16 protein-coding genes are annotated in these 20,543 nt (G+C 34.7%); 5 read left to right on the forward strand and 11 right to left on the reverse strand.

What is annotated here, in order from left to right; genetic code table 11:
* Positions 1–154: 154 nt before the first annotated feature.
* The 4 genes from scdA (at position 155) to ACJTHF_RS06390 (ending at position 3,093) form a co-directional block, all read left to right on the forward strand.
* Complete coding sequence (scdA, locus tag ACJTHF_RS06375) at positions 155–838, forward strand: iron-sulfur cluster repair di-iron protein ScdA (protein WP_078355277.1); 684 nt, start codon at positions 155–157, stop codon at positions 836–838.
* Positions 839–863: 25 nt separating this feature from the next.
* Entirely contained in the window at positions 864–1,619 is a 756-nt protein-coding gene (locus tag ACJTHF_RS06380) for a class I SAM-dependent methyltransferase (RefSeq protein ID WP_088592117.1), read from the forward strand.
* A 58-nt stretch (positions 1,620–1,677) separates the two neighbouring features.
* On the forward strand, positions 1,678–2,115 hold the full coding sequence (locus tag ACJTHF_RS06385) for a VOC family protein (protein WP_078355279.1): 438 nt from the start codon (positions 1,678–1,680) through the stop codon (positions 2,113–2,115).
* Between the two features lie 111 nt (positions 2,116–2,226).
* Positions 2,227–3,093, forward strand: a complete 867-nt coding sequence (locus tag ACJTHF_RS06390) for a nuclease-related domain-containing protein (protein WP_048540508.1) — start codon at positions 2,227–2,229, stop codon at positions 3,091–3,093.
* 706 nt (positions 3,094–3,799) lie between these two features.
* On the opposite strand, the gene ACJTHF_RS06395 is transcribed toward ACJTHF_RS06390, so the two are convergent.
* The 9 genes from ACJTHF_RS06395 to ACJTHF_RS06435 all read right to left on the reverse strand — a co-directional run bounded on the left by ACJTHF_RS06395 (position 3,800) and on the right by ACJTHF_RS06435 (position 14,761).
* On the reverse strand, positions 3,800–4,768 hold the full coding sequence (locus ACJTHF_RS06395; RefSeq protein ID WP_119469336.1) for a sugar phosphate isomerase/epimerase family protein: 969 nt from the start codon (positions 4,766–4,768) through the stop codon (positions 3,800–3,802).
* 12 nt (positions 4,769–4,780) lie between these two features.
* Positions 4,781–5,821 carry a Gfo/Idh/MocA family protein gene (locus tag ACJTHF_RS06400; protein WP_232156911.1) on the reverse strand — a complete coding sequence of 347 codons (1,041 nt, stop codon included), beginning with the start codon at positions 5,819–5,821 and terminating at the stop codon, positions 4,781–4,783.
* Between the two features lie 17 nt (positions 5,822–5,838).
* Entirely contained in the window at positions 5,839–6,555 is a 717-nt protein-coding gene (locus tag ACJTHF_RS06405) for a ThuA domain-containing protein (RefSeq protein ID WP_025907242.1), read from the reverse strand.
* A 15-nt stretch (positions 6,556–6,570) separates the two neighbouring features.
* Positions 6,571–7,647, reverse strand: coding sequence for a Gfo/Idh/MocA family protein (locus ACJTHF_RS06410; protein ID WP_084756035.1), 1,077 nt, complete (start codon positions 7,645–7,647; stop codon positions 6,571–6,573).
* A 307-nt stretch (positions 7,648–7,954) separates the two neighbouring features.
* Complete coding sequence (locus ACJTHF_RS06415) at positions 7,955–9,607, reverse strand: Na/Pi cotransporter family protein (RefSeq protein WP_078355284.1); 1,653 nt, start codon at positions 9,605–9,607, stop codon at positions 7,955–7,957.
* 148 nt (positions 9,608–9,755) lie between these two features.
* Positions 9,756–10,124, reverse strand: coding sequence for a DUF2294 domain-containing protein (locus tag ACJTHF_RS06420; RefSeq protein WP_048540502.1), 369 nt, complete (start codon positions 10,122–10,124; stop codon positions 9,756–9,758).
* Positions 10,125–10,153: 29 nt separating this feature from the next.
* On the reverse strand, positions 10,154–10,636 hold the full coding sequence (locus ACJTHF_RS06425; protein WP_048540501.1) for a hypothetical protein: 483 nt from the start codon (positions 10,634–10,636) through the stop codon (positions 10,154–10,156).
* A gap of 62 nt (positions 10,637–10,698) precedes the next feature.
* Entirely contained in the window at positions 10,699–13,248 is a 2,550-nt protein-coding gene (locus ACJTHF_RS06430) for a DUF2309 domain-containing protein (protein WP_078355286.1), read from the reverse strand.
* On the reverse strand, positions 13,232–14,761 hold the full coding sequence (locus ACJTHF_RS06435) for an NADH dehydrogenase subunit 5 (RefSeq protein WP_232156913.1): 1,530 nt from the start codon (positions 14,759–14,761) through the stop codon (positions 13,232–13,234). The genes ACJTHF_RS06430 and ACJTHF_RS06435 overlap by 17 nt, the downstream gene beginning before the upstream one ends.
* A 387-nt stretch (positions 14,762–15,148) precedes the next feature.
* On the opposite strand from ACJTHF_RS06435, the gene mbcS reads away from it, so the two are divergent.
* Complete coding sequence (gene mbcS, locus ACJTHF_RS06440) at positions 15,149–16,735, forward strand: acyl-CoA synthetase MbcS (RefSeq protein ID WP_106417379.1); 1,587 nt, start codon at positions 15,149–15,151, stop codon at positions 16,733–16,735.
* 289 nt (positions 16,736–17,024) lie between these two features.
* Here the strand turns inward: mbcS and ACJTHF_RS06445 are convergent, their stop codons facing one another.
* Both ACJTHF_RS06445 and ACJTHF_RS06450 read right to left on the reverse strand, forming a co-directional pair.
* Entirely contained in the window at positions 17,025–18,212 is a 1,188-nt protein-coding gene (locus ACJTHF_RS06445) for a thiolase family protein (RefSeq protein ID WP_058592116.1), read from the reverse strand.
* A 31-nt stretch (positions 18,213–18,243) separates the two neighbouring features.
* The gene (locus ACJTHF_RS06450) at positions 18,244–20,502 is read right to left on the reverse strand and encodes a 3-hydroxyacyl-CoA dehydrogenase/enoyl-CoA hydratase family protein (RefSeq protein WP_078355289.1); all 2,259 of its coding nucleotides are present in this window, start codon (positions 20,500–20,502) and stop codon (positions 18,244–18,246) included.
* Positions 20,503–20,543: the final 41 nt, after the last annotated feature.

Here is a 20,543-nt window from a genome sequence, read left to right on the forward strand (position 1 = left end):
AAGCGATATATCGAAATAAATTTTATCGACATCTTTTCATACAATATTTTTACAATTTTATGTTATTTTCATGGAATTCCCTAATACTGAGAATGCTTCTCATATAATATAATTGAGATATATAGAAGGTAACTATTTTAAAGGAGGTCATTACATGATTACTAAAGAGCGTCATGTTGCTGATGTCGTAACAGATATTCCAAAGTCTGCTGATATTTTCCGTAAATACGGTATCGACTTTTGTTGTGGAGGTGATGTATCCATTGATCAAGCTGTGTCTAATAATAAAAAGGTCGATTTAGAAACATTGTTAAATCAACTCAATAGCATACCTGTCGATCAACAAAATGGTGGAATTGATATTAAATATTTAGATGCTGCTTCACTTATTCAGTACATTCAATCTCGATATCATGAAGCATTGAGAACTGAGTTCCAAAACTTAACACCTTATGTTACAAAGTTGGCTAAAGTTCACGGTCCAAGTCATCCATATTTATTAGAACTAAAGGACTTATATACTAAATTGAAGTCTGCATTATTAGAACATATTGACGAAGAAGATCATCAGTCGTTCCCTAAACTTTTAGATGTATCAGCAGGTAAACAAGTTAATCAATTAAACGAAACCATTAAATCCCTAGTTGATGACCATGACGAAGCAGGACAATTATTGCGAGAGATACGTGCCATCACAAATGATTACCAACCACCTCTAGAAGCATGTGGAACATGGAGACTTGTCTATCAACGTTTAGAACAATTAGAACACGACACACATGAACATGTTCATTTAGAAAACCACGTATTATTCAAGAAATACAAACATCTACTTTAAAAACTTTTTAAAGGAATGATTCATTATGAAAAAAGAAGCTGGACATACATTTTTAGCAAAGTTAGGTAAGAAACGATTAAGACCTGGTGGAAAAATTGCGACAGATTGGCTCATTAAAAAAGGCCATTTTACGAGAGATAAATATGTATTAGAAGTTGGATGCAATATGTGTACGACAGCTATGCAAATTGCGAAAACTTACGGTTGCAGAATTGAAGGTGTCGACTTAAATGCTAAAGCTCTAGAAAAAGGCATTAAAAATGTATCATCTGCAAACTTATCTCATTTAATTAATGTTCAAAAAGCTAATGCGATGAACTTACCATTTGAAGATGAACAATTTGATATCGTATTAAATGAAGCGATGCTTACAATGTTGCCAATCAAAGCGAAAGAACAAGCATTAAAAGAATATTATCGTGTCTTGAAACCTGGCGGCATCGTATTAACACATGATATCGCAATTATTAATGTTAAATCTAAAGATGAAATCATCTATCATTTAAGTGATGCCATTAACGTGAAAGTAACCCCACTACCAACAGCAGAGTGGTACAAACTTTATCAAGATGCTGGTTTCAAACAAATAGAATCGCACATCGGCACATTAACACTTATGACACCTGCTGGCATGATACGAGATGAAGGTGTTCTAGGTACATTTAAAATTATTAAAAATGCCTTAAAGAAAGAAAATCGATCTATGTTCTTTAATATGTTTAAAACAATGAAACGATATAAAAAAGATATGAATTATATTGTTCATGCTGTTAGGAAATAACCGTCTCAACAGATATAATAGTTATAATATAACTATTAACTGAATTGGAGATGTAAACATGAAATTAAATAAAATGGACCATGTAGGTATTATCGTTGAAGATTTAGAATCTGTTAAAGCATTTTTTACTACGTTAGGATTGGAACTGATCGGAGAACAAAATATTAACGGTGAATGGATCGACAATATTTATGGTGTAGATGCTTTAGAAGCAAGTATTGCTATGATGAAAGTTCCTCACGATGAAACAGCTATAGAACTCATACAATTTCGTGACCAATCATCAACGACCAACAAATCTATACATTTCCCAAGAAATGTAGGCGCTAGTCATTTTGCATTTTCAGTTCAAAATATTGAACAAGTTGTAGAACAATTGGCCGCAACATCTTCCAATGTGATTGGAGAAATTACGCAATTCGAAGACATGTATAAATTGTGTTATATCAAGGGTCCAGAAGGCATATATATCGAATTAGCTGAAAAACTCAAATAAGTTATGGTAAAAACATTTTGGAAATCAGGATAAATGGTTTCTAAAATGTTTTTATTTGTATTTTAGTGGAATATTATATATAATAAATGTAAAAAAATAGGAGGTTGATAGATGGAACTCACACGCTATAATAAGGCAATCTTTGGTCGAATAGATGCCAATCAAGACACCCAAGAAATTTATCGACAAATCCAAGGTGAAGAAGGTGAACAAATTGTACAACAAATGTTAGAACAAGAACTTAAGTTAAATTATGTACATAACATTGAATTAAATATAAAGAACAAAATTCAACTCGATTTCCTCATTGTAGATGATGATATGATAATCAATTTAGAAGTCAAACACTATAAAGGCGACTACTATATCATCGATAATCAAATGAAAAATAGTTACGGGAATATATTCCAAACCCCTTTTTTACAAATGAAAAGAGCCGAATATGAACTCGAACTGATTAAATCACATCTCAATATTAAACGAGATATAATATCTTATCTCGTCTTTACAAACCCCACATTTACACTTCACTCTGACATACCTAATCGTAAACAGGTACTGTTACCAACAGAGTTACACAAAATTCCAAAGCTATTTAATAATTTTAAAGTAGACGAAAATAGAGCCATCCTCAATAAAATCAAAACACTTAAACAAGATTTTTCGAAGACCTACCCTAGACATATAATTCCATTCGAACAAATCAAACCAGGCTTAAGATGCCCACATTGCCGTAAAATCAACCAAATACAATTAGAAAAACGGATGAGATTCGGTCATTGCATGTATTGCTCAAGACAGATACAGAGACAGTTACTCTACTTAGAAAATTTAAAAGAATTATACGTATTAAAAAATGGGCCGTTTACATTGAAAGAAGCAGAACTGTGGTGTGGTGCGGATGCGCATGCTATCAGAAGAGTATGTAAACGTCATTTTAAAAAGAAGGGGAAACATAAAAGTTATTTTTATTTATAGAATAGTACCTTCTTAATCAAAGAATTTGGGCTCTTCTTGGCTTTACTCCTACTTTAAGCCAAGACTTAGGCGATCTCTTGGCTTTACTACCTCTTTAAGCCAAGACTTGGGGGATCTCTTGGCTTTACTACCTCCTTAAGCCAAGACTTAGGCAACCTCTTGGCTTTAATCCTGCTTTAATCCAAGACTTAAGCGATCTCTTGGCTTTACTCCTGCTTTAAGCCAAGACTTAGGCAATCTCTTGGCTTTACTACCTCTTTAAGCCAAGACTTAGGCGATCTCTTGGCTTTACTACCTCTTTAAGCCAAGACTTAGGCGATCTCTTGGCTTTACTACCTCTTTAAGCCAAGACTTAGGCGATCTCTTGGCTTTACTACCTCTTTAAGCCAAGACTTAGGCAATCTCTTGGCTTTACTCCTACTTTAAGCCAAGACTTGGGCAATCTCTTGGCTTTACTCCTGCTTTAAGCCAAGACTTGGGGGATCTCTTGGCTTTACTACCTCTTTAAGCCAAGACTTAAGCGATCTCTTGGCTTTACTACCTCTTTAAGCCAAGACTTGAGCCCAAATTTATAAAATGACTATATGTTTTCCTATATTTCTAATTTTGAAAAGTGAATCTACTGATCCCCCATCCCCCATAGATTCACCCCCTCTCAAAAATAAAAACCATGGTATCAGCACCCAAGCTGAAACCATGGTTTTCTTCATGCCCACCATATATTATCTAACGATTCGTTTATATTCACTGTTTGTAAATTATGTGCTGCTTTTTGGAATCCTTCTTCTACTGACATGATTGGGTCTTCATGTTCTATACTCACGACATAATCATATCCATTGATTCTCAATGCACTAATAATATCTCCCCATACTTGTGGGCTATGTCCATAACCGACTGTTCTGAATGTCCAAGCTCTTGATTGAACTGAACTATACGGTTGCATATCTGTTAATCCGTACATATTGACATTTTCTTGGTCGATATAAGTATCTTTTGCATGAAAATGATGAATCGCACCAGCTTTACCTAAAATTTTAATAGCTGCTATCGGATCAATGCCTTGCCACCATAAATGACTTGGATCTAAGTTCGCACCAATAGCATCGTTTGTCGCTTCTCTAAGTTTTAAAAGTGTATGTGGTGTATGTACTGAGAATCCAGCATGTAGTTCAATCCCTATTTTAACGTTGTGGTCCTTAGCAAACTGCGCCGCTTCTTTCCAGTAAGGTATCAACTTCTTCTCCCATTGCCACTCTAATATTTCTGAGTATGCTTTTGGCCATGGTGTTACTGGCCAGTTTGGATGTTTAGCGTCTTCATCTGATCCTGGTATACCTGAAAATGTATTAACAACTGGGACACCTAGGATTGAAGCTAATTTTACCGATTTAATAAATGTCTCATGTGCTTGTTTAGCATGTTCTTCATCTGGTGAAACAGGATTATCATGACAACTGAATGCACTGATTTCTAATCCACGTTTCTTTATAGCGTCCATAAATGCTTGTCTCTTACTTTCATCTTCTAACAATTCATCTACATTACAAAAATGGTTACCCGGATTCCCACCTGTACCGATTTCGACCATTTTCAATCCAGATTCTGCAACATGATCTAACATTTCTTCAAACGTTTTATCTTGAAAAAGTACTGTAAATACACCAATTTTCATATGTAACACCCCTTATTTTATTTTAACACTCGTTACTTGTTCACTACTTTCATAAATTGCATCTATTAATGCACTCACGCGTCTAGCTTCTTCAGGTTTCACGACCAACGACTCTAGTCCTAAACAACTGTTCACAAAGTTTAAAGTCTGACGTTCTGCAGCAATATTTTCATTATGATCAGCATATGCTTGTTCGTTGAAAAATGTACCAAATCGAGGTTGATAAATTTCAAATGGATAAAGGTTAATGCCTCCATCTACACCAGACATACTTAAGTGCATTTTATCTTCTTTAATATTCGCAGACCATGAGCATTCAAACTGCATCGTTGAACCATCTTCAAATGTTATAAATGATGAAACATGGTCATCTACTTCAAATGTTTCATGATCAAATGTTCCCCAATCATTGATTTGATTAGGTGTCTTACTCAAACGGTTGTATGTCTTACCTAATACTTCGACTGGTTTCGCATCTGTTTGTAACCATAAAGCAAGGTCTAATAAATGGCATCCATAATCAATTAGACTGCCTCCACCTTGAAGTTGTTTATTTGTAAACACACCCCAGCCCGGCACTTTTCTTCGACGCAATGCTTGTACTCTCGTTACAAGCGCATCACCTACAACACCTTCATCAATTGCACGACGGGCTGTTATTGCCGCATCTGTAAACCGATAATGATAGCCTATTGCGAGCTCTTTACCGGATTGATTTGCCGCTTCAATCATTGCATCACATTCTTCGCGATTCATAGCCATTGGTTTCTCACAAAATACATGTACACCTGCATTTAACGCTGAAACTGTTATTTCTGCATGAAATTTATTCGGAGTACATATGACGACCGCATCTACACTTTTAAACATCTCCCCATATTCAGAAAAGACATTTGGAATTTGAAATTGTGATGATACTTTTTTAGCGAGCTCTTGATTGATATCTTGTACACCAACAATTTCAACTAAGTGATTTAATTTTTGTAAAGCTGGTATATGTCTGTTTTGTGCGATACCGCCGACACCTATAACACCTAGTTTAAGTTTATCCATAAATATAATCTCCTATTTTATTTCTTGCTAATTTCTTCTAAAGGTTGTGCATTACCATATTGATGTTTTGGTGTGCGATCATTTTTCGCCCACTTAACAGCATTTTTAATAACTTGTTGAATTTCTTCATTATAATAAGTAGGGTAACTTTCGTGTCCCGGTCTAAAATAAAAAATCTTTCCGTTTCCGCGCTTAAATGTCGCACCACTTCTAAACACTTCTCCACCTTCAAACCAACTGATAAATACTGTTTCATCTGGTGCCGGTATATCAAAGTGTTCGCCGTACATTTCTTCTTTTTCTAATTCAATATATTGCCCTAATCCATCTGTAATTGGATGCGTTGGGTCAACTACCCAAAGTCGCTCTCTATCATCTGCTTCGCGCCATTTTAAGTCACATGTCGTACCCATCAAACTTTTGAATATTTTAGAGAAATGTCCAGAATGTAACACGATAAGACCCATACCATCTAGTACACGTGCTTTTACTTTTTCGACGATTTCATCTTTCACTTCATCATGTGCTTTATGACCCCACCATAACAAGACATCAGTCTCAGCTAATACTTCATCCGTTAATCCGTGTTCTGCTTCATCTAATGTTGCTGTTTTAACGTCGTGCTCTTCACCTAAAAATTCAGCAATTACATTGTGAATACCATTAGGATAAACTGCTTTAATTTCTTCACTTTCTACTTCGTGTCTATATTCATTCCATACTGTTATGTTCATTAATAAAACCCCTTTTTAGTCAAAATATACTGCTTTACCAGTCTTAGCTGATTCATAAAGTGCTTCTAATATTTGTGTAATCACAATTGCTTGTTCTGGTTTCACAACAGGCTCTGTATCATTAAGAATACTGTCAATCCAACTACGTGCCTCTACTTCAGCTTCATCTACTTTTTCGCCTTCATAAAAATCAACGCCTTTATTCTCAAGTTCTACTTGCGTTGTATATAAAGAACCAAAGTCTTCTCCGTGGATTCTTAAGCCATCTTTCATATCGGCACCACCTTCAGTACCAGATAATGAACATTTTGCTTCATCTACTTCTAAAGAGTTTAACGCCCAACTTGATTCAAGCATGATTGTCGCACCATTTTTCATCTTAATAAAACCGAAAGCTGAGTCCTCTACTTTGAACTTTTCAGGATCCCATGGTCCCCATGCATTAGCTGCATTTTCTTTCTTACCTAACTTATGGAAAGTTGAACCCATTACTGATTCTGGTTCGTAATTATCCATCATCCATAATGTTAAATCGAGTGCATGTGTCCCTATATCAATTAAAGGACCACCACCTTGTTGTTCTTCGTCTAAGAAGACACCCCAAGTCGGTACTGCTCTTCGACGAATAGCATGCGCTTTTCCAAAATAAATATCGCCTAAGTCGCCACGCTCTGTCGCTTTATGTAAATATTGACTGTCAGGTCTAAATCTATTTTGATAACCAATCGTAAGTTTCTTGCCATTACGTTTAGCCGCTTCAATCATTTCTTGCGCTTCTTCTGTCGTCTTAGCCATAGGTTTTTCACACATAACATGTTTACCTGCATCTAATGACGCAACCGTTAATTCCTTATGAGAACTGTTCGGTGTACATACATGAATGACATCAATAGCATCATCCTTTAAGAGTGATTGGTAATCTTCGTAAACTTTCGCATTATCTGTACCATATTCCTTAGCTGCTACTTGTGCTTTTTCAATATCGATATCACAAAAAGCAACAATGTTCACTTCGTTTATTTTTTGTAAACTCGGTAAATGCTTACCATTCGCAATACCACCACAACCAATAATTCCTACATTCAAACTCATATGTACAACCCCTTTTATGTATTTATGCTCAATTTAATAACATTAAGCAATCGCTTACATTTTTGTTTATATAACTATGTTAAAATAAAAAACAATAAACACCAACGAATAACACTTGCAAAGACACTTATATTTTACATCTGAATATATTTTCATAAGTTAAAAATATTTTCAGTATGATAAATAGAAAAAGCAAGTGAATTATTTGAAATAAAAGACCAAGACCAAAATCGCAAATTATAAAAATACCACCTCATTTATAACTGATTAAATCAGTGAAATGAGGTGGTATTTATTTTTATTTTATTTATATCTTCACTTCAGTTGTTTGTGTGTATGAATGTTCTCCGAGGTTAATCATGGATTCTGATATATTTCGTGAATGGTAACCAATTCTTTCAAGAATTGATATCATGTCGATATATACAAGGCTACCTTCTGGTGAACATTCGCCAGAGCTTAATCTTTTGATATGTTTTTTACGTAAGTCATGCTCTAGTACATATGAATCTTGGCTTCGCTTAACAACTTCGTCTTTTTTAAGATTGTCATAAACATCAAATACTTCAAACGTTTTTTCATATGAAATTTTTACATGATCATATAATCGTTCAATGCTTTCTTCTGCTTTTGATGAAATTTGAATATCAGCTGATTGTTTCTTCTGCAATTCTTCTAAGTATGATTCTGTTAAAGTTGATACTTTCAATATTGTTCTATTAACATCATATAAAACAGATAGCCTTTCAGCATCTTTAGCTGATAGTTTTTTCTCAGATAATTTATTTAAATATTGACGAACATTATCATACATATTATCTACTGCAAGGTGTTTATCTTTATGCTTTTTAATTGCTTTTTCATCAATATTTTCAACATTATTCAACATTGAAACAGTCATTTTACCGATATTTTGAATTTCATCTTGAGCCTCTTGAAGTGCGATACTAGGCGCTCGATTAATTAAATTATTATCAAGATATTTCGGTTTATATTTTTCATTTACATCTTCACCAGGAATGATTTTCGTTACAATCCAAGCTAGTGCGAAGATGAATGGTAACTGTATAATTGTATTTGTTACATTGAATGTTCCGTGTGCAAATGCTATAACCATTTTTGGATTTAAATTCATAGCGTGTTGAATCCATTCCATTGTCATTTCGTAGAATGGTAATATTAATAGAAATACTGCTGCACCGATAACATTAAACATAACATGCGCCATCGCAACACGCTTAGCAGCGATAGAGCCAGCTAAACTTGCTAATACAGCTGTAATCGTCGTTCCAATATTGTCACCTAATAAGATTGGTAATGCACCATGCAATGAAACTAAATCATTGGCATAGAACCCTTGTAAAATACCAATCGTTGCACTTGAACTTTGAACGATTAACGTCACAAATGTACCTGCAAGTACACCTAATATCGGAGTAGAAGACATATCTAACATAATTTGTTTAAAGCCTTCTAAATTAGCAAGTGGTTTCACTGCACCACTCATTAATTCTAGACCATAGAATAGTGATCCAAATCCGAAGAAAATCATACCGATATTTTTAACTTTTCTTTTTTGAATGAAGAAAATTAAAAACGCACCTAATGCTAGTATTGGTAAAGCATACTCACCAATGTTAATCCCAATAATAAACGCTGTGACCGTCGTACCGATATTGGCACCCATGACAACACCTATTGCTTGTCGCATCGTCATAAATCCAGCACTTACGAGTCCAATTGTGATAACCGTTGTTCCTGAACTACTTTGTATTAAAATTGTCACGATCATACCTGCAAGTACACCCATAATAGGATTACTTGTAAATCTATTTAATATACTTCTTAATCTATCGCCTGCTGCTGCTTGTAATCCATCCCCCATTTGTTTAATCCCGTATAGGAAGATACCTAATCCACCGATGAATGTAAAAATCATTTGTAAAGCCGAGAGTTCCATAACACACCTCTTTAAAGTTATTGTAACCATTGTGAATAATAAACTATAATTGTTAAGCTAATGTAAATTTTTAATTAACTTTTATTAAAATTATGATTATTCTTTGCTACTTAATTTTTAAAAGGTTTTCATTATAGATATCTGGCAATTATTTATTAAATTGTTCTTCTATATTATGATGCATTTTAAAAATCATCATACGTTCACCTGTTCGTGAACTTAAATCTGTATGGAAACTTTTGACGTCTTGTTGTGTAATTTCAAATATCATTTGATATAAATGATCCATATCTGATTCTACTAATTTTGAACGTGTACGTTTTATACTCAGTAAACCTTCTTGCGTTTCACAAACGCTATACTCTGCAGGTGTAAGCACACCTTGTAAATCAACAATAATCATATCTCTAATAATATCTGTCTTTACAGATAGAGATCCTCTACCTAAATATTCTTTTTCCCATTGTGTAATGGCTTTACTAATTTTTGATTCACATGCTCCTTTTGTCATTTCCATATTTGTCTCTCCTTAATGCTTATTTTGCTTTATGTTAAATATTCAGCAATTGTTTCAATATTGCTTTGATTAATGGTCATACCGTTTATTGTAATACCAGATGGTATAAGTGGATGATTAGAAACTTGATGAATACTTTGTTTAATACTTTGGTGAATATCACTTTCACCATTTAACCATTCATGAATATTGTCACTACTAAACTCAGGCTTACAGTTATTAAACAAGTAATCGAGTGTTTTAATTTTTTCTGTATGACTTTTAACACTTTCAGGTAATGCGATAACCTGTTTATCGTCTGACTTTCTAATGATATAAATATTCTCTATATCATATTCATAAATCGCGATAATAATAGATCGCATCACATCACCATATGCATGCGAAATTTCTGCTTGATAGCTTTGTATCGACATAACATGATTAGGGTTGAAATTTAAAGATTCAACAAGTTGGCTTTCTAGATGTGTATTTAAATCAGATAGTATGAGTATATTTTTTTCATCATTCATATTATACATCCTCTCGAGTCTAGGACATAAATTGTTGTCCTGCTCATTTATTTACCATTTATTTACCATTTATGCCATTCACCATTTTCATCTATACTTGATAGCAATAACCAATCATTTTTAACTTTTGTGTTAAGCGCGGTATTTTCATTGAGTAATTTACGAATATAATCATTCGGCGCTTGTATTACAACTAATAATCGAATCGGTGCATGATAATATTCTCCATCAGCTTTCATGACTGATTGCCAAGGAAGACCTGTCAGTAAATCACTACCATTTCCTTGCATAACACCAATACCACTCGTCACCGTTTGTGTGATTTTATTGCCGCTTCCGTAATAGTAAGGTGCTACCGTTGAAGCATAATATTGTAAGTTAATCCATTGTGCAACTGTCGCTGGACCACTTAAAATTGTATTTAAAATTTCACCGTCATGATCTTTCATCCAGTCATAATTATGCAGAAATGCACGACCATTTAATTGAGATTGCTCTGTTAATGTTCTCTTACCAATAACAAACGTTGCATTTCTAGCTAATCCCCATTCTGGTCGGATTTCACTCCAGTCACTTGCTAACTGTTCTGCTTTAGTTGTGGATTGTGCATTTGAATGTTCCATGCCCGGAATATCTTCAAGTCTTAAACGATTTGCTTCTTGACTAGCTTTAGGCAAAGCTGATTTTAATTTTTCTAAAGCACGCTCAGCTTGATTCGAGAGTTCGGGTACATAAAGCCATTCTAATTGATCTGTTGTCGTGCTATGTTCAGCAGCAACAAAAACTGTATCTTCCGGAATTATAATGTTATTGCTTTTGAGTCCTTCTCTAACTTCAGGCAAATTACATAAAGTCGCTAATACTTTTCCATTAAAACCACTCGCTGATCCACCACACGCGCCACAATCTAATGAAGCTGCATAAGGGTTGTTTGCACTATGACTACCATGTCCGCAAATGACAACTAATGGCGCAAAATCTTCCGTTAAATCCATTAATTTCAATGCTTCTCGTGCGTAAGTAAGCTGTTCTTGTTTCGTAAACCCAATAGGTAAATCACCAAACCGATTTGACGCATAATCTATAGAAAGTTTCGTTTCCGGTTTATTCATAAGATTTTTATTAAATCGATTGACCAAATCTCCCGTACGTTTAGGCATAAAGCTTCTCGCTATCGTTTGTACACTTAGCCATGAACCTGTTAGTTCTGGAAGCAATAGACTTGGTAATACATTTTGTTTCATTTTTTTAAATGTATAAAATATTGACGAAATACTTTTTTTCTTTTCAACGTAATGATTGGATTGATGTGCATCTTCGTATTCATAAATCTTATGTTGCGGTTTATTCATTACTGGTAAAGCATTGTGTGTATGTTGATGTCCGAGTTCACACTTTTCAATTGGTAGTCCAAAGAATCCTGCAATACCAATCGTTTCGAAAGGACCTTCCATTTCTAATTGTTTTCTAAAAGGTTCCGACCGTGTATCAATACAAAAAGCGAGCTGTGCCTCGACAAATGCTTTATCATCTTCATGATGGAAATGAGATTGAATTTCACTTTGTAATTGTGACCCATACGTATCTTCCCAAGCTTCTAGCAATAATTTATGTTGTGTAATGCGATCAAATTGATGCGCAAATGTTACATAATCTTCTCGTTCACCTTGAGATAATGCGAACCAATTTTCCAACGTTAAGATTCCACTTTCAAACCAAGATAGCACTTGAGACATATCTTCTTCAGTATGTTGTTGCTCTTGAGCATGTTCACTCATCAATGTCCATTCCAAAGCCAATCTTATGGCTAAATAATCCGTCAGCAAGTTTAAACGTTCGTCTTTCCAAAGCATCATACCTGCCCATCCTGGTAAAGCCAACAAGTGTATTTCAAGATATGATTGTACTTGTGCTTCTGATATACCAAGTTTGTCTAAACAACTTTCAATTGTTTCAATAGATGTTGATGGTAGCATTTTTATTTTATGCCTTTCTGCCTTCGATAAAGATGGATCCAAATGAGCTAACCTTTTCCAATTTTTGAAGAAACCTTTACCATCTTTATGGATTGCCCATCCTGATTGATTATCATCAAGATATAATTTACTCCACTTAATCATTTGTGCATCCAACTTATCTAAATATGCCTGTCCAGAATATTGTTCAATACGCGTACTTAAAATAATGTCATCCTCTTTTTGTTTACTCAGTTCAACATTTTCTAATGATGTTCTTAATTGCTTTTGATCTTGTTCAGTAAGATTTACTTTGTGAGTTCTATTAAACAAGATACTTTCAGCGTATTCTCTTAACATCACTTTATTTAATGGCGTATTATCATTCGATAGCCATGCTGATAACCGTTCTTCTATATATTCCTGTTTAATTTCTCCTTTTTCAATTGCAGCAAATAATAAACTTTCATTCGGATACAAATCGACATTCTGTACCTTTTGAAACCATCTCGCGACATTTTCAAAAGTACAATCTTCTAGGCTTGCCCAAGGATGTCTTGCTGCAAATATATTAATAGGAGAAAGTGGTGTTATGACACGACTCGCCTCTTTAATTGAATATGTGATGTCATTTTGTGATTCAATTGTTTGCGTCATGCTGATAACCTCCTTTAAACTCATGATTTTTCAAATAGCGTGGATGTGTTTCAATATTTTGCACTTTCGATTCACCTAAATGCACAATCCATAAATATATAATCGTGACAATTTTAGATGAATGATTTCTTGCAACCCACAAGTTCAGTGCACTTCCTATTAAAAGCAATACAATCATGATAATGACTGCAAATATAGGTGTATGATTCACACTTGTAGCGTATTGATGTAACAAATCATGGAATAAATGATGTACACCAAAGTAAGATAAACCAACAATTAATAGTGCTAATAATCCAATGATTCTACCTAACTTGCCCTCACCATATGCGACAAGTTGCGTCCATGAAACAGACAATGACCAAGCTAATATAAGTGCACTAATGATTTGGTAACTACTTGTTGGATCCATAAGCCAAAAGATAATACCAATCATAATTGATAATAATCGACCAACTAGAACCCATATATAAGACACACTTTCATTTATTCTTGAAGGCATATCAAAAGTTCTTACAGCAGAACCAGAACGTAAAAATAGCGTCGCTTTAAATAATCCATGTAACATAAGATGAACGATAGCTGCTGAATAAACACCTAAAGCACATTGGATAAGCATAAAGCCCATCTGTCCAATCGTTGAACCTACTAACTGCCTTTTGTAATCCACATGTACTAAACTAATGCCCGCTCCCATCAATACTGAAATCGTTGCGATAATGATAAGTAACCCAATTATCCATTCATTTGTAAAAATCGGTGCAAATCTCGTTAAAATAACACCACCTACATTTACAATACCAGCATGCATAATCGCTGAAACAGGAGTTGGTGCCGCTACAGATTCTATTAGCCATCTATGAAATGGCCACTGAGCTGCTGGAATGATGACCGATATCACTAACATCAACTGAATAACCACACCTTGCCACGAATCAAATTGGTCAAGTTGGCTTTCACTAAATATAGTAGACTGTTGCCATTCACCCGTTACATTGTATATCAGTATAATCGCGATTACTAAAGCAACCCAACTAACGATAAAGATCATGCTAGTACTTTTCGCTAAACGTTTCGTAATGTGCCATTGTTTGTTTAAACCGATTAAACGCGTTAAACAAAATAATGTTAACCCCCATAATATCGCCATTAATCTTAAATCATTACTTAACCATGCAATCGAAGCAAACACTGTCATAAAAGTAAATAATGAAAAATATTTACGATACTGTGCATCTCCATCTAAATAACGTACGGAAAACCTTTGAATAATAAGACCAATACTCAAAATAAAGAGTGAGAGCAACCATGACAATTTATCTAAATGCCAAAATCCTATATATGTATTTCCGCTTGTCATACACAAGCCTATTAATGCGATAATCACTGGTATAAATGCGATTACTAAGTGAACATTAATATATGACTTTGCCACTTTTGGCAGTAAATATATGATGCTACTTATAAGCGCTAATCCAATTGAAATAAAAAATAATACTAATAAACCTGTCATGTCGGTCGCTCCTTTTCTGTTAAAAGCAATAAAAAAAGCCGACAATTTAAAACAAACCTCTCGTGCAGATTTGCTTTAATTGTCGGCTTCAATCAAACTAACGCTTACCGTTATTTTAATTGCTTCCTTATTATTTATATGTAATCTTTTTGAAATTTTTAATCGTGAGTCATTGCAACGTTTTTACTTTTTCAATTAGCCAATATCGATTAGCCACTTGCTAAAGTTTAGATGCTATGAAATTTTATATACTTTTATAACATATATTTATTTTCAACAAATGTCAATAGTTTGACTATTTAAAATATTCTATAGTTTCATTTATTCGTATTAATGATTATTCACTGTTAAAATAAAACAATATCTTAAACAAACGAGGAGATTAACATGAATAGATCAGACTTAATAGCACCAGAAACATACAATATTGTTAATGAAATCGAAAGACATGCAGTAGATGAAACGAAAGAAGCCATTATATTCGAAGATGTCGATGGCAACGTAGAAACGATTACGTACGCTAAACTTCTACAAAATTCAAATAAAGTGGGCAACATCTTTAAAGCACAAGGTCTTCAAAAAGGCGACAAAGTACTTATTATGATGCCACGCTCAATAAAAACATATGAAGTATACATTGCTGCACTTAAACTTGGGCTTATTATCATTCCAAGTTCAGAAATGTTAAGAACTAAAGACTTACAACATCGCATTACGCATGGTGAAGTCAATGCAGTCGTAGTAATCGATCAATGTACAGGCGAATTTGAAAATATTCAAGAATATGATCAACTCACTAAATTTATTGTAGGCTCTAAACAACAAGATTGGATTTCTATCGATGAAGCAATACAAACTGCAAGCTTAGAACTTACAGTTGATGAAACAAAACGTGATGATATCGCAATTTTATCATATACATCTGGTACAACTGGATTACCAAAAGCTGTTATACATACACATGGATGGGGATTTGCACACATCCAAACAGCGCCAAAACATTGGTTAAGTATTACAGACAAAGATACTGTATGGGCAACTGCAGCACCAGGTTGGCAAAAATGGATTTGGAGTCCATTTCTATCAATATTAGGTTCTGGCGCCATCGCATTTGTTTATAATGGTAAATTTAATGCAGCTAAATATTTGGACTTACTCGAAAAACATCAAATTAACGCATTATGCTGTACACCTACTGAATACCGATTAATGGCTAAACTGCCAAATCTTTCAGACTATACATTGAAACATTTACACAGTGCAGTATCAGCTGGCGAACCATTAAATAAAGAAGTCATCGAACAATTCAATCATAACTTCAACATTAAAGTAAGAGATGGATATGGCCAAACTGAGAATACATTACTTATCGCATTTTTAAAAGATACAGAAAGCAGACCAGGTGCTATGGGTAAAGCAATACCAGGTAGTTATGTAACCGTAATAGACGAAGATGGCGACCCAATAACTAACGGTGCCACAGGAGACATTGCCGTATCATTAGATTCACCATCATTATTCCAAGGCTATTTTAAAGACGAAGAACGTACCGAAAAATCAAAACGTGGAAACTATTATGTAACTGGAGACCGCGCAAGATTAGACGAAGATGGGTACTTCTGGTTTAAAGGAAGAGAAGATGACATTATCATTAGTTCAGGTTATACAATCGGACCATTCGAAGTAGAAGATTCACTTACTAAACATCCGAAAGTACAAGAATGTGCAGTCGTCGCAAGCCCAGACGAAATCAGAGGCAATATCGTCAAAGCATTTGTCATTTTACAAAATGATATCGTAGGCGACGAAGCACTCGTCAAAGAACTACAAACTTACGTAAAAAGTGACGTCGCCCCATATAAATATCCAAGAGCAATCGAATTTGTATCCGAACTACCAAAAACTAATTCAGGCAAAATACGCCGCGTTGAATTAAGAGAAGCAGAAAAAGAAAAATATAATAAACAATCATAGGAAAAGAAGTATTGAAAAGTAGTGACTGGAGGACGAGACAAAATGTATGTCTCGTCTTTTTTTGTTTGAGATGAGATATGTAGAGATGTCTTGGCTTTACTCATCCATTAAGCCACGACTTCATACATCTCTTGGCTTTATTCACACGTTAAGCCATGACTTCATCCATCTCTTGGCTTTACTCATCCATTAAGCCAAGAATCCCCCACCTCTCCCACCAAATCTCCAACACACCCACCTTATACCATCAAAAAAGCATTCGACCGTATTATCGAATGCTTTATAAATATTATCTAACATATTCAAATATGCCAGCTGCTCCCATTCCGACGCCGATACACATTGTTACCATACCGTATTTGGAGTCTGGGCGTTTACTCATTTCTGACAATAGCTTACCTGTTAACATAGCACCTGTAGCACCGAGTGGGTGTCCGAGTGCTATTGCACCACCGTTAACGTTTGTCTTATTAATATCTAACCCTGCTTCGTTTATAGATGCTACTGTTTGTGAAGCGAATGCTTCATTGAGTTCTACTAAATCGATATCATCTACTGATAAATTTGTTAATTCTAATACTTCTGGTATTGCATAAGCTGGTCCTATGCCCATTAATTTAGGGTCTACACCTACTGCTTTAAATCCTACAAATTTAGCAATTGGTTTAACACCTAATTCTTTTACTTTGTCGCCTGACATCAATACAACAAATCCTGCTCCGTCTGTAAGTGGAGCCGATGTACCTGCTGTAACTGTGCCGTCAGCTTTAAATACTGTTCTTAATTTAGATAATGTTTCTAAATCTGTTTCTGGACGAATGAGTTCATCTTGTTTAAATATTTCTTTCGTCACATTTGGACCATTCTCATCGTATTTAACTTTATGCACTTCAATTGGTATAATTTCATCTTCAAACTTACCTGATTTTTGTGCTTCTGATGCTCTTTTATGACTTTCAACTGCATAAGCATCTTGTTCTTCTCTTGAAACTTTATATTCTTCAGCAACCATTTCTGCCGTTAGTCCCATAGGATAAGAAACACCTGTATCCGCTTCTTGTAACTCCGGATTATTTGTTGGCTCATTACCCCCCATTGGTACGGCACTCATTAATTCAACGCCACCTGCTACAAGCACATCTGCCTGCTTAGACATAATTTCATTTGCTGCTATCGCAATGGTTTGCAAGCCTGAAGAACAATAACGATTAACCGTTTGTCCAGGAACTTCATTTGGTAATCCAGCAAGTAATGCTATTGAACGTGCAATATTTTGACCTTGTAATCCTTCTGGAAAAGAGTTCCCCACGATAACATCTTGAACCATACTTCCATCAAATGTACCACCCACACGATTGAGTACACCTTTTAATACTTGAGCTGCAACTTCATCAGGTCTTTCATGAAATAATGCACCACCTGGTTTAGCTTTACCTGCTGCAGAACGTCCGTATGCTACTATATATGCCTCTTGCATTGATATCCATCCTCTCTTATTCAACACTTCATTAGTTACGTAATGGTTTACCTTTTTCTAACATATGCGTGATACGATCATATGTTTTTTCATTTTTGAGTAGAGATAAAAAGCCTTCTCGTTCAAGCTTTTGAATATATCGTTGATTAATATACGTATTACGAGGTAAATCTCCACCTGCAAGTATATGTGCAACTTTTAAAGTAATTTCGTAATCATAATCACTAATGAAGTGACCAATTCTTTGCGCATCTAGTTCAGCTTGTGCTAAAGCTTTAAAATCTCTGCCTAGCGCTGGATATTGAGCTTTAGGTTTAGGAATATAGTTTGTTTCAGATTCATATCTCGCTTTATTTAAAGCAACTTCAACACGTCTTTCTTTGTTGAAAATGATTGTATCGATATCTCTTAAATAACCATATCTCTTAGCTTCGTATGCATTTGTAGATACTTTAGCTAAACCGACATTCATTAATACTTTCGTAATCGATGCTTGTTTATCATCATTTTTATGATTTGTTCTAAGTACTCTATCTGCAAACTCTGCTAATCCACCACCTGAAGGTAATAGACCTACACCAGTTTCAACTAATCCAATGTATGTTTCACTCGCAGCAACGATAAATGGTGAGTGTAAGACAACTTCACAACCGCCACCTAAAGCTCTACCATGAACTGCAGTTACGATAGGTTTTAGTGAATATTTCATTCTTCCGAAACTTTCATGTAATTTATCAATTGCCGGACCTACTAATTCATCTACTTTCTGACTTTCATGTGCTTGTTTCATTAAGAACAAGTTTGCACCGACACTGAAATTATTGCCATCTGCATATATAACCATGCTTGTATAATCTTCTTGTTCTAATAAATCAATCGATTCTATTAAGTCGTTCGCAAAGCCATCAGATATAATATTATTTTTACTTTGAATTTTAAGTAATAATTGATCTTTATTTGCTACTGATAAATTAGAATCTTCTCTATTCCAAACTTCACGGTCAATAAAAGCTGATGTCGGTGTGACACGTTCGATTGATTCGCCTTCTTTATAGAAGTCACCGCTTTGTTGTTCGATCCATTCAGGTAATTCACCGAGTTCTTGTTTCATTCTATCTTTAACACGGTCAAAGCCCATTAAGTCCCAAAGTTGGAATGGTCCTTTTTTCCAGTTAAATCCCCATACAAGCGCACGGTCTACATCTTTAAAGTCAGTTGCAGCTTTAGGAACATTAATCGCTGAATAATAGAAATTATTCCTTAATGTTTCCCATAAGAATTTACCTGCATCATCTTCAGCATTAAAAATGACATCTAAATTGGATTTTAAGTCTTTACTAAATCTAGTAAGAATTTCGAATTTAGGCGGTTCAGGTTGTACGTACGAATCACTTTCTATATCGTAAACAAGTCTTGTCTTTTTATCTTTTTTATAGAAACCTTGTTTCGTTTTTCTACCTAACGAGCCATTTTTGACAAGTGTATCGGCAACTTTAGTATCTTTGAAATACGGTTGCTCTTCAGGCACTTGTTGGAGTCCTCTCGTAACAGTAACGGCTATATCTAAACCAACTAAGTCAGATAAACCATATGTTCCGGTACTCGGTCTACCAATTGCTCTACCCGTTAAAGCATCTACTTCAATAATTGAAAATCCTTGTTCTTCGCCACGATACATAATGTCATTCATCGTTTGTGTACCGACTCTGTTCGCTACAAATCCAGGCACGTCATTCGCAACGACAACACCTTTACCAAGTACTTCTTCAGCAAATACTTGTGTTCTTTCAACAATCGCATCTGACGTATTACGATTCGGAATGACCTCTACAAGTTTCATAATGCGAGGTGGATTAAAGAAATGTAATCCTAAAAATCTTTCTTTATCTTGATCACTAAATGCTTTAGATATTGCTTCAATTGGAATACCTGAAGTATTCGTCGCAAATATCGCATTATCTTTCGCAACTTGAGTAACTTGTTTCCATACTTGATGTTTAATATCTAATTCTTCTTTAACCGCTTCAATATAAATATCTGCATCATCTTCACCTATTAAATCATCTTGAAAATTACCGTAAGATAAATTAGATGCAAATTCTAAATCGAATAATAAAGGTCTTTTAGCGTCTGTAATTACATCATATGCTTTTTTAGAAATTTTATTCGGGTCTTTTTCATCGATTACTATATCTAATAATTTTACTTTTAAACCTGCATTCACTAATAGTGCAGCAATTTGGCTACCCATTGTACCTGCACCTAGAATGGTCGCTTTACTTATCGTCATAAAAAGTCCTCCAAATTCATATATTCTGAGTGTGTTTCATC

Origin of the sequence: Mammaliicoccus sp. RAM2, assembly GCF_045897195.1 — a bacterium.
Classification (GTDB): Bacteria; Bacillota; Bacilli; order Staphylococcales; family Staphylococcaceae; genus Mammaliicoccus; species Mammaliicoccus sciuri.

Bases quoted from the DNA above. Each gene is read 5' to 3' on its own strand.
- scdA (WP_078355277.1), top strand. From the start codon at position 155: ATGATTACTAAAGAGCGTCATGTTGCTGATGTCGTAACAGATATTCCA.
- ACJTHF_RS06380 (WP_088592117.1), top strand. From the start codon at position 864: ATGAAAAAAGAAGCTGGACATACATTTTTAGCAAAGTTAGGTAAGAAA.
- ACJTHF_RS06385 (WP_078355279.1), top strand. From the start codon at position 1,678: ATGAAATTAAATAAAATGGACCATGTAGGTATTATCGTTGAAGATTTA.
- ACJTHF_RS06390 (WP_048540508.1), top strand. From the start codon at position 2,227: ATGGAACTCACACGCTATAATAAGGCAATCTTTGGTCGAATAGATGCC.
- ACJTHF_RS06395 (WP_119469336.1), bottom strand. From the start codon at position 4,768: ATGAAAATTGGTGTATTTACAGTACTTTTTCAAGATAAAACGTTTGAA.
- ACJTHF_RS06400 (WP_232156911.1), bottom strand. From the start codon at position 5,821: ATGGATAAACTTAAACTAGGTGTTATAGGTGTCGGCGGTATCGCACAA.
- ACJTHF_RS06405 (WP_025907242.1), bottom strand. From the start codon at position 6,555: ATGAACATAACAGTATGGAATGAATATAGACACGAAGTAGAAAGTGAA.
- ACJTHF_RS06410 (WP_084756035.1), bottom strand. From the start codon at position 7,647: ATGAGTTTGAATGTAGGAATTATTGGTTGTGGTGGTATTGCGAATGGT.
- ACJTHF_RS06415 (WP_078355284.1), bottom strand. From the start codon at position 9,607: ATGGAACTCTCGGCTTTACAAATGATTTTTACATTCATCGGTGGATTA.
- ACJTHF_RS06420 (WP_048540502.1), bottom strand. From the start codon at position 10,124: ATGGAAATGACAAAAGGAGCATGTGAATCAAAAATTAGTAAAGCCATT.
- ACJTHF_RS06425 (WP_048540501.1), bottom strand. From the start codon at position 10,636: ATGAATGATGAAAAAAATATACTCATACTATCTGATTTAAATACACAT.
- ACJTHF_RS06430 (WP_078355286.1), bottom strand. From the start codon at position 13,248: ATGACGCAAACAATTGAATCACAAAATGACATCACATATTCAATTAAA.
- ACJTHF_RS06435 (WP_232156913.1), bottom strand. From the start codon at position 14,761: ATGACAGGTTTATTAGTATTATTTTTTATTTCAATTGGATTAGCGCTT.
- mbcS (WP_106417379.1), top strand. From the start codon at position 15,149: ATGAATAGATCAGACTTAATAGCACCAGAAACATACAATATTGTTAAT.
- ACJTHF_RS06445 (WP_058592116.1), bottom strand. From the start codon at position 18,212: ATGCAAGAGGCATATATAGTAGCATACGGACGTTCTGCAGCAGGTAAA.
- ACJTHF_RS06450 (WP_078355289.1), bottom strand. From the start codon at position 20,502: ATGACGATAAGTAAAGCGACCATTCTAGGTGCAGGTACAATGGGTAGC.